This is a genomic window from Pontiella sp. (genome assembly GCF_041622395.1).
In the GTDB taxonomy this organism is placed as follows: Bacteria; Verrucomicrobiota; Kiritimatiellia; order Kiritimatiellales; family Pontiellaceae; genus Pontiella.
Map to the genome: position 1 here is coordinate 1 of NZ_JBFJYW010000160.1, position 8,751 is coordinate 8,751.

9 protein-coding genes are annotated in these 8,751 nt (G+C 63.4%); 3 read left to right on the forward strand and 6 right to left on the reverse strand.

Annotated features, from left to right (window positions below; all coding sequences use genetic code 11):
• Positions 1-45: 45 nt before the first annotated feature.
• Positions 46-1,497, reverse strand: coding sequence for a hypothetical protein (locus tag ABYO54_RS10215; protein WP_372808150.1), 1,452 nt, complete (start codon positions 1,495-1,497; stop codon positions 46-48).
• Positions 1,498-1,560: 63 nt separating this feature from the next.
• A complete protein-coding gene (locus ABYO54_RS10220; protein WP_372808151.1) occupies positions 1,561-3,366 on the reverse strand; it encodes a DNA translocase FtsK in 1,806 nt (601 codons plus the stop codon).
• Between ABYO54_RS10220 and ABYO54_RS10225 the strand changes: the two genes are divergently transcribed.
• Positions 3,365-3,595, forward strand: coding sequence for a hypothetical protein (locus ABYO54_RS10225; RefSeq protein ID WP_372808152.1), 231 nt, complete (start codon positions 3,365-3,367; stop codon positions 3,593-3,595). The two genes, ABYO54_RS10220 and ABYO54_RS10225, sit on opposite strands and share 2 nt — an antisense overlap.
• A 30-nt stretch (positions 3,596-3,625) precedes the next feature.
• Positions 3,626-4,333: a Bax inhibitor-1 family protein gene (locus ABYO54_RS10230; protein ID WP_372808153.1), complete on the forward strand. Its 708-nt coding sequence runs from the start codon at positions 3,626-3,628 to the stop codon at positions 4,331-4,333.
• A 102-nt stretch (positions 4,334-4,435) separates the two neighbouring features.
• Here the strand turns inward: ABYO54_RS10230 and ABYO54_RS10235 are convergent, their stop codons facing one another.
• The 4 genes from ABYO54_RS10235 to ABYO54_RS10250 all read right to left on the reverse strand — a co-directional run bounded on the left by ABYO54_RS10235 (position 4,436) and on the right by ABYO54_RS10250 (position 7,998).
• On the reverse strand, positions 4,436-5,266 hold the full coding sequence (locus ABYO54_RS10235) for a hypothetical protein (RefSeq protein ID WP_372808154.1): 831 nt from the start codon (positions 5,264-5,266) through the stop codon (positions 4,436-4,438).
• Positions 5,267-5,325: 59 nt separating this feature from the next.
• Positions 5,326-6,261, reverse strand: a complete 936-nt coding sequence (locus ABYO54_RS10240; protein WP_372808155.1) for a DMT family transporter — start codon at positions 6,259-6,261, stop codon at positions 5,326-5,328.
• 138 nt (positions 6,262-6,399) lie between these two features.
• Complete coding sequence (gene glsA, locus ABYO54_RS10245; RefSeq protein ID WP_372808156.1) at positions 6,400-7,476, reverse strand: glutaminase A; 1,077 nt, start codon at positions 7,474-7,476, stop codon at positions 6,400-6,402.
• Positions 7,477-7,563: 87 nt separating this feature from the next.
• Complete coding sequence (locus tag ABYO54_RS10250) at positions 7,564-7,998, reverse strand: phosphate-starvation-inducible PsiE family protein (RefSeq protein WP_372808157.1); 435 nt, start codon at positions 7,996-7,998, stop codon at positions 7,564-7,566.
• 148 nt (positions 7,999-8,146) lie between these two features.
• Between ABYO54_RS10250 and ABYO54_RS10255 the strand changes: the two genes are divergently transcribed.
• A complete protein-coding gene (locus ABYO54_RS10255; protein ID WP_372808158.1) occupies positions 8,147-8,695 on the forward strand; it encodes a DUF2062 domain-containing protein in 549 nt (182 codons plus the stop codon).
• The last annotated feature ends 56 nt before the right edge of the window (positions 8,696-8,751 follow it).

An 8,751-nucleotide genomic window follows, 5' to 3' on the forward strand; every position in this document is an offset into this window, starting at 1 on the left:
CCCATTCCTGATTCATCCATCTGCCTTCTTCATTTTCGGTTGTTCCTATTTAAAAAAGTTCACGATTTTGGCGACGAGGCCTTCATCCGCGTCGCGTTCGAATTCGGGGGTTGCGTCCGGCTCGTCCTCGGGCATGTTGACCAGGCGGGATTGCGCGGCGTTGGCCACGGTCGGGTTCCAATCCTTGGCGAGTTCCTCCAGCGCCATGCGCGTCAGGATCGGGTTGTCGCAAAGGGCCAGCCGCGCCGAGGCGGCGGGATCGCGCATCAGCTTGCGGACCTGCGCATGGCTCAGGTGCCGGCCCGCCGCCGCGAATGCATGCAGCGACGACCGTTTGTGCGCCAGCAGCTTTTCGAGCTGTTCGGGCTGGGTGCCGGCGAACCGGATTCCGCGCAGCGCCAGATGGCCGGTCACGTTCAGGGTCTCGTCGGTGTTGACCAGGATTTCGAGCAGCGCGTCGGTCAGGTCGTCGCGGTAGGCCATGCGGATGCGCACCTCCTCCGACTCGTGGTGGCACAGCTCCACTTGCGCGGCGCCCGGCAGTTGCCGGTTGCCGGCCAGCGCTTCGCAGCCGGCCGGATCGTTCGAGGCCGCAATGCACAGCGCCACCTCTTCGTCGATCGCGGGGTTGCCCGCCAGCGCGATGCGCACGTCCGCCAGCGCGTCCTTCGCCAGCACATGCTGGATTTCCGCCGGCAGCGTTTCGTGGCGGGCGGCTTCGATCCGCAGCGCTTCGTCGTCCGATTCCGCCTTGGCCAGCAGTTCGCTGGGCGTGGGGGCGTAGAGCTCCTTGAGCGCTTCCTGCACGAATGCATCGGGGCTCAGGCTCAGTGCCTTCACGACGTCCGGACTCGGTTTGTTGCGGTTGAGCATGAGCCGTTGCGCCTCGGCTTCGTCCGACCGCGCCCAGTCGAGCAGCGTTTCCGGATCGACCTTGCCAAAGGCATAGATGTTGGCGCGCACCACCGCGCTTTCGTCGGCCGACAGCGCATGCACCAGCTCCGGCGGCAACTTGGAAGTGCCCGCCAGCGCGCAGCGGACGGCGGGCTCGGGGTCGAGCGCGAGCGCGGTGCGGTAGTTGGCCGCAATCGCGCCGTTTGCCGCCAGCGAGGCGCGGACAAAGAGATCGGGGTCGTTGAGCAACTCGGCGGTAATCTTCGAGTTCTGGAGTTTGTTGGCGGCCAGCGCCGCGCGCACCGCCGCGCCGCCTTCGCGCGCCATGCGCACCAGCAACAGATGGGTGCAGCGCGGGTTCGTGGCCACGGCGGCCTGGATTTCCGGGTCGGCGCAGGCGTCGCCCAAATCTTCGAGCACCTGGCTCGGCACGGTCGGGTAGAGCGCCAGGAAGAGCAGCACCTCCCGCTCCGGGTGCTCGCTGTAGAGATCGATCAGCACCCGGCTCGGCAACAGGTTGTGGCGGTATTGCTGCACAACCTTGCGCGCACCGTCCTTCCGGATGGCGTCGAGCAGTTCTGATTTTTCGATTTGGGCGGGCACTGTTGGTTTTCGGTGGTTCGGTTTTAGGTTTTAAGTTCTGTGTTAATCCGTGTTGCTCCGCGGCTAATAACCGTCAATGAGGATCTCGCGCGGGGTGCTGCCGATCTGGGGGCCGACGATACCCTTGGCTTCCATCTCCTCGACGAGGTTGGCGGCGCGGTTGTAGCCGATGCGCAGGCAACGCTGGAGATAGGAGGTCGATGCGCGGTGGTCGCGCAAAATGATTTCGATGGCTTGGTCGAGCAGCGGATCGGCCTCTTCGGCGTCGCGCAGCGCATAGGCCTCGTCGCCCTCGCACGGCGCCAGATCGGTGATGGAGGTTTTAAAGCGTTGTTCGCGCTGCTCGGCGCAGTGGCCGACGACGCGGGCGATCTCGGCATCCGTCACCCACGGGCCCTGCACGCGCTGGAGCACGCCGATGCCCGGCGGGCTGAACAGCATGTCGCCCTTGCCGCGCAGCGCCTCGGCGCCGCGCCCGTCGAGGATGGTGCGCGAATCGATCTGCGACGAAACCTTGAAGGCGATGCGCGTCGGGAAGTTGGCCTTGATCATCCCCGTCAGCACGTTCACGCTCGGGCGCTGCGTGGCGATGATCGTATGGATGCCGACCGCGCGCGAAAGCTGGGCGATGCGGGCAAGCGCGGTTTCGACGTCCGCGCCCGTGGTCAGCATGATGTCCGCCAGCTCGTCGATGACGATGACGAGGAAGGGCATGTGCTTCATGCCGAGCGCGTCCATTTTGGCGTTGTAGCCGGCAATGTTGCGCGCGCCGACGGAGGCCATCGTCTTGTAGCGCTCCTCCATCTCGCGGACGGCCCACTGGAGCGCGGGCACCACCAGCTTGGCCTCGGTGATGACCGGGCGGACGAGGTGCGGCAGCTTTTCGTAGGCGCCGAACTCGACGCGCTTCGGGTCGATCAGGATCAATTCCAGTTCGTCGGGCGAGAAGTGGCTGGCGAGGCACATCAAAATCGTGTTCATGCAGACCGACTTGCCGCTGCCGGTCGCCCCGGCGATGAGCATGTGCGGCGCGGCGGCGAGATCGGTGATGCATAGGCCGCCGCCAAGCTCCATGCCCAGCATCAGCGGAATGGCCGCCTTGGACGAGTTCCAGTCGGCGGAGCGCATCAGCAGGCCGAGGTTGAGCGGGGCCGAGTTGCCGTTGGGAATTTCGATGCCGACGTAGGGCATTCCCGGGATCGGGGCCTGGATGCGGATGCTTTCCGCCGCCAGCGCCAGCGCCAGGTTGTTGCTGAGCGAGCTGATGGCCTCGACGCGCACGCCAAGGCCCGGCTTGAGCCGCAGCTGCGTCACGCGCGGCCCAACGACCGCGTCCCAGACGGTGGCATCGACCGCAAAGTTGTCGAGCGTATCCTGGACGGCCTTTTTCTGGCACTCGAGTTCGTCGGGGTCGATGAACAGGATATCCGTGTTGTCGGGGGCGTCGAACAGGTCGGTGCCGGGCAGGAGGTAGGCGTCGTCCGAAACCGGCACGGGCTCGTGCGTTTCGTGTTCGACCGGCTGCGGTTCGGCCAGCTTGATCGGTTCCGGCGCCACGACGGCGTCTTCCGGCCGCGGGCCGCGGGAGGTCGAGGCCAGCTGCTGCTGGACGGTTTGGGCATTGTTGCGCACCCGCTCGACCGCGGCAACCCGGCTGGCCGCGAAAGCTTCCTGCTGTTGGCGGCGGCGGGTGAGGGTGTGCTCGAATTCGGTGCGCCAGGCCGCCAGCTGTTCTTCGCGGCGGGCCTGCGCGGCCTCGGCGGCTTCCGCCGCCGGGTCGACCGGGATTTCGACCGGTTCTTCTTCGTCGTCGACGTCGACCAGCTCGTATCCCGCGGCCGACAACAACCCTTCGCCGATTTTCGACATGAACGAACGCACCGCGCGCGCGGAAAAGGCGTCGGTTCCTTTGGGGGTCAACGGTTTGCGTTTTGCGGTTTCGGATGGATCGGCTGAAGCGTGCGGCATGGTTTTTTCGGAGCGTTCTAAAAGCCATACTTTCTACAGAACCCGCGCGCCGGCGGCGAGCTTATTTCTCGGCGGGCCGCAAAAATACGGCCGGCGAAAACCCGTTGAAAGCGCGCGGGGGTTGGGGTAGGATCCCGCCTCGAATTTTGGAGGATCTACCATGAATGAATATGCCCGCCAGTTGACCACCGTTGCCCAGTCCGCCCCGGACGAGCGCGCCGCATTTATCCGCAAAACCTATGCCCACCTCGCCGGCGCGGTATTGGCTTTCATTGGGCTGGAAGCCTACATGATCAATTCGCCGATTGCGGAGATGCTGCTCAACCTCATGACGATGCGCTTCGGTTGGCTGATGATCCTCGGCGCATTTATCATCGTCGGCCGTCTGGCCAGCGGCTTGGCTTCGAGCACCCAAAGCCAAAACATCCAATATGTGGGGCTGACGCTTTATGTAATTGCGGAGTCGGTCATCTTTGCGCCGATTCTGTGGATGGCCACCTACATGACCGGCGATCCGACCGTGATCCCGACGGCGGGCATCCTGACGCTCGGCATTTTCGGCGGCCTGTCGCTGGTGGTTTTCACGACCAAAAAGGATTTTTCGTTTCTGGGCGGGATTCTCAAGATCGGGTTCCTGGTTGCGCTGGCGTTGATCGTCTGCGCGGTGCTTTTCGGCTTCAACCTCGGGCTGGTCTTTTCCTTTGCGATGGTGCTGCTCGCCGGCGGGGCGATCCTTTACGACACTTCGCGGATCATGAACCATTATGCGCCGGGGCAGCACGTGGCGGCATCGCTCCAGCTGTTCGCCTCGGTTGCGCTGCTGTTCTGGTACGTGCTGCAGATCGTCATGCGCCTCAGCCGCCGCTGATGCGCATTCCGCCCACGAAACCCCATTGAACAAAAAGGCTCGAAGCATTCGCTTCGAGCCTTTTTGAAGTGACCTCTGCCGGGGCGGCGATCGGGTGCCGGCCTACCGTTTGAGGAGCCGCTCTTCCGAAAAGAGCAATTCGAAGGAGAGGATGACCGACCAGTCGGCGGTGTTGGGCGGGGCCTCGGTATAGGAGTAGGCCTCGAGCTTGAGGTTGATCGGTTGTTGGCCGCTCAGGACGACCTTGCCGAAGCCGCCGCCGACGGGGATCGTCCAGACCGCGTCCGACGCGGCCTCCCAGTCGGCGGTGTTGACGGGCGAGGTGCCGATCCACCAGCCGCGGCCGAGGTTGGCGTAGAGCCAGTATTCGAAAGTGGTCCGGTTGATGTCCGGCCGGTCGTCGTTCCCGGCGAACGACCAGAGGTGGTTGGCGCGCGCCCCGGCGACGACGGGGCCTTTCACGATGCCCGCCGTTGCGCCGATCCCGGCGCTCCACTTGCGGGTGCCGAGCTGCGGGTCGGTGGCGGTGGGCACTTGAAAGGCGGGGCCGAGGCCCCAATACACCGTGCGTTCCCCGGCGGGGCCGATGAAGCTTTCGTAGGTGGTGTCGCCCAGTCCGTAGGAATCCTTTTCGCCGGATTCGGTGCCGGGCCGGTAGCCCAAAGCCAGGTCGAGGCGGTTGACGATGTTCCACCCGTCGGCCAGTCCGGCAACCATGGAGGGTTTGTAGGCGAGGGAATAGTCGAGTTGGTCCTGGTGCCCGTAGCCGGCGTCGAAGCGGCTTTCGATCGGCAGCTTGATGGCGTCGGCCATCGGATTCTGCGCCGTTCGCGCCCAGTCCGCCGTGGTGTCGGCGCGGGCGGGGCCGCCGAGCAGCAAACATCCGGCCGCGAGGCGGAGCGCGGTGCGCTTGATTGGTTTCGAGGTTTCCATCGGCCCGGAACTATCGGGCGGCCGGCGCGGATTGTCAACCGGCGACCGGCGGGCGCGGGCTAATGGCAGAGCAGGAAGATGCCCGAGACGGCGATGGCCGAACCGAGGACGGCGCGGCGGCTGATCTGGTCCTTCTCGATCCATAGCGTGAGCGGCATGATGACGATCGGTACGGTGGCGACAATGGTTTGCGTGATGCCCGAAGGAACGTATTGCAACGACTTGTTGAAAAGCGTTGCGCCGAGGAACGGGCCGAGAAAGGCGCCGATCAGGAGGGCGATCATGGCCCGCCAGTCGGTATGGGCCTTCAGCACCCGGCGGTGGCTGCGCAGGAGGGTGACCAGCACGATAAAGGAGAGCATTGCAATGGTGACGCGGATCTGCGTGGCCTGGAAGGCATCGAGCGGCGGTGCGTCGCCGGCGAGCATGGCCGGGAGCTCCTCGAACGAACGGGCCATGCCGAGCTTGGCCAGTACGGCTCCGCTGCCCTGGCCCATGGCGCCGAGCAGGGCAAATAGCAAGCCCTTGGTTTTACTCACGGGTGCTTGCTCGTCCTTTGCCCCGCCGCGTTCGCCGACGACCAAGGCGATTCCGCCCATGGTGAGGGCCATGCCGAGCAGGCCGGCCGGCGAGAGGGCTTCCCCCAACATCAGCCACGCCAGCAGGGAGGTGAACAGCGGTGCCAGCGTCATCATCAGCATCGATAGGCGCGTGCCGATCAGCAGGAAGGCGCGGAAGAGAAACAGGTCGCCCAGGAAAAAGCCGATGAAGCCGCTGATGGACATCCACAGCCACTGGTGGGGCGTGGCGTCGGCGGGCCAGAGCGTGCCGAAGCGGACCGCGGAAATGAGCGCGAAAAAGGCGACCCCCATCACCAGCCGGATAATGTTGACGGGCAGCGAGCCGACGCGCCGGCCCGCATAGGCGAACGATACCGCCGTAACGGCCCAGCAAAGCGTGCAGCAAATCGCGAAAAAATGGCCGGTTAGAGACATGGGGATCCTTGTTCATCCTCGTCGATGACAAAACAGAGGAGGGAACGTAGAGATAACCCCAGTGCGCATCAAGCGCAATTTGCCGATATGCGCCGGGGGGGGGCAGGTTTGCTGCTTGGCCCTCGGTGGCGCTTCGGCTTATTCCGGGTTCGCGCCGTAGAGGCCCACGCCGAGTTCGCCCGCGATCCGGCGGATGGCCTTCATCGCCTTGATCGAGTTGCCCGCGTCGTTCACGCGCGGCGAAAAGGCGGCGATGGCGAACTTGCCCGGGACGATCGCGACGATGCCGCCGCCGACGCCCGTCTTGGCGGGGAGGCCTGCGGAAAACATCCACTCGCCCGACTCGTCGTAGAAGCCCGCCGTGGCCATGAGGGCCAGCAATTCGGGCACATGCGCGGGGGGGAGCACGTTCTTGCCCGTGATGGGATTCTTGCCGCCGTTGGCGAGCGTGGCGCCCATGATGGCGAGGTCCTTTGTGCTGACGCCCACCGAGCACTGCTTGGTGTAGACGCGCAGGGCCTCCTCGGGGGCGCAGAAGAGACGGTCGTAGCCGTAGAGCAGGTTGGCGATGCCGCGGTTGCTCCAGGCGGTTTCGTATTCCGACTTGAACACCTTGTCGAGCACCTCGAGGTTGGTGCCCGCAAAGTCGTTCAGGTTCTGATACACCTTGGCCCAGCGGTGTTCCTCGTCCGGCGCTTCCAGCAGGCTGACGGCCGCGATGGCTCCTGCATTCACCATGGGGTTGACCGAGCGTTCTGCGTGGAGTTCCAATGCCATCTTCGAGTTGAGGCCCGTCGGCTCGACCCCGATCTTGGCGCGAAGGGCTTCCGGCCCCTGCTCCTTCATGACCAGTGCCGCAGTGAACGGCTTGGATACCGACTGGATCGAGAATTTATAGTTGATGTCGCCCGCCGAGAAGAGCCGGCCCTCTTTCGTGGCGATCACGATGCCGAAGAGGTCGCTCGGCACCGTGGCGAGGATCGGGATGTAGTCGGCGTTCTTGCCCTCCTGCAAATCCTTGAACGCCGCGTAGGTTTTGTCGACCACCCCTTGCAACTCGACGGCGGTGAGCCCGGCGATCCGGGGCTCCTCGACCTCCTTGCGCTTCGTCTGTTCCGGGGGGCGATCGACCGGCCGGGGCGGACGGCTTGCGCCGGCGAGGGCGGCGTGGACAACGAGCAGCGAAAGTGCGATCGGGATCAAACGGTTCAGCATGGATCTTTCCCTTGTGGTCGGGTTGACGGACGGGTTGCCATGAACCATAGGACACCGTGGCCTAGGGTACGTTGCATTACAAAGGCGTCATATTTCCCGTTTCGCCGTTCCGCCCGGCTTGGCGTCGAGCGCGCGGCGGACAACGAAGAAGCCGATGGACAGGGAAAGGACCAGGGCCGAGACGGCATAGATCATTTGCGGCGCAACGTCGTAATAGTCGATGATGATGATTTTCCGCGCAACGGCCACCAGGGCGACCAGCAGCACGACTTCGACATGCACCACCTTTTTCTCCAGGTAGGCTTTGATCGTTTCGAGCAGCTCCAGACCAATGACGACCATCAGGATGAAGCCGAAAACCTCCATCATCTCGTTCACGTTCAGCAGCAGGACGGGCGGCTCCATGATTTGCTGCCACAGGATAACGCCTACCTCGACCGTGGCCACGAAGACCGCAACCATCATGAAGATCATCAGGGAAAAAACAATGACCCGTTCGAACCGTTTTAAAAATGCCTGCATAAGCGCTCCTTTGATTGATGCATTTTGTGCATGAATCGGATGGCGGTTCAAGTTCCATAACGCTTCATGTCGGCCATCCCGCCGGATTGGCTTGCGGCAGGATCCGGATCGACGTGTGGAATGGCATCATTGTTGTTTCAGGAATCGAATGGTTGTGCTAAACGTCGCCGCTGAAATGAATCTTCCCACGAGAAAAAAGTTGCGGCAGAGCTATCTGCGGATGATGAGGAATCAGGGATCGCCCGAAAGCATCGGCCGCGGTGCGGCCATCGGCTTGTTTACCGCATTTTCCATCCCCTTTGCGCTTCAGATGATGATCGCGTTTCCCCTGGCGCTGGTTTTCAAGGCGGCCAAGGTTCCCGCGCTCCTTTTCACGTGGGTGACGAACCCGGTCACGATTCCGCTGATCTACCCGCTGCAATGCTACGTCGGCAGCTATTTGATCGGCCGTCCGATTTCCTATGGATTCATCCACGAAGCGTTGTTGAGCCTGATCGAAGCGCCTTCGTTTCGCCTGCTGATGGGGCTGGGCGCCGAAATATTCCTATCCTTCTTTGCAGGAGGTCTTTTTTTTGGCATTTTGACGGGCTTCTTTGGGTATCTGGGCATGGTGTCTTTGGTGCGTAACTACAGGCGGCGTAAGGCCCTGCGTCGGAAAAAGCAGCCTTGGAGTGCGGGACGGAAAGTTTGCGAATGAAGCTTTGTCGATATGGGATGCGGGAATGGCTTGGCAGCGGTCTGATGGCGCTGGCC

What these genes read in the sequence shown, in the direction of transcription:
- ABYO54_RS10230 (WP_372808153.1), top strand. Translation starts at nt 3,626, where the DNA reads ATGAATGAATATGCCCGCCAGTTGACCACCGTTGCCCAGTCCGCCCCG.
- ABYO54_RS10220 (WP_372808151.1), bottom strand. Translation starts at nt 3,366, where the DNA reads ATGTCGAAAATCGGCGAAGGGTTGTTGTCGGCCGCGGGATACGAGCTG.
- ABYO54_RS10235 (WP_372808154.1), bottom strand. Translation starts at nt 5,266, where the DNA reads ATGGAAACCTCGAAACCAATCAAGCGCACCGCGCTCCGCCTCGCGGCC.
- ABYO54_RS10250 (WP_372808157.1), bottom strand. Translation starts at nt 7,998, where the DNA reads ATGCAGGCATTTTTAAAACGGTTCGAACGGGTCATTGTTTTTTCCCTG.
- ABYO54_RS10240 (WP_372808155.1), bottom strand. Translation starts at nt 6,261, where the DNA reads ATGTCTCTAACCGGCCATTTTTTCGCGATTTGCTGCACGCTTTGCTGG.
- ABYO54_RS10225 (WP_372808152.1), top strand. Translation starts at nt 3,365, where the DNA reads ATGAACGAACGCACCGCGCGCGCGGAAAAGGCGTCGGTTCCTTTGGGG.
- ABYO54_RS10255 (WP_372808158.1), top strand. Translation starts at nt 8,147, where the DNA reads ATGGTTGTGCTAAACGTCGCCGCTGAAATGAATCTTCCCACGAGAAAA.
- glsA (WP_372808156.1), bottom strand. Translation starts at nt 7,476, where the DNA reads ATGCTGAACCGTTTGATCCCGATCGCACTTTCGCTGCTCGTTGTCCAC.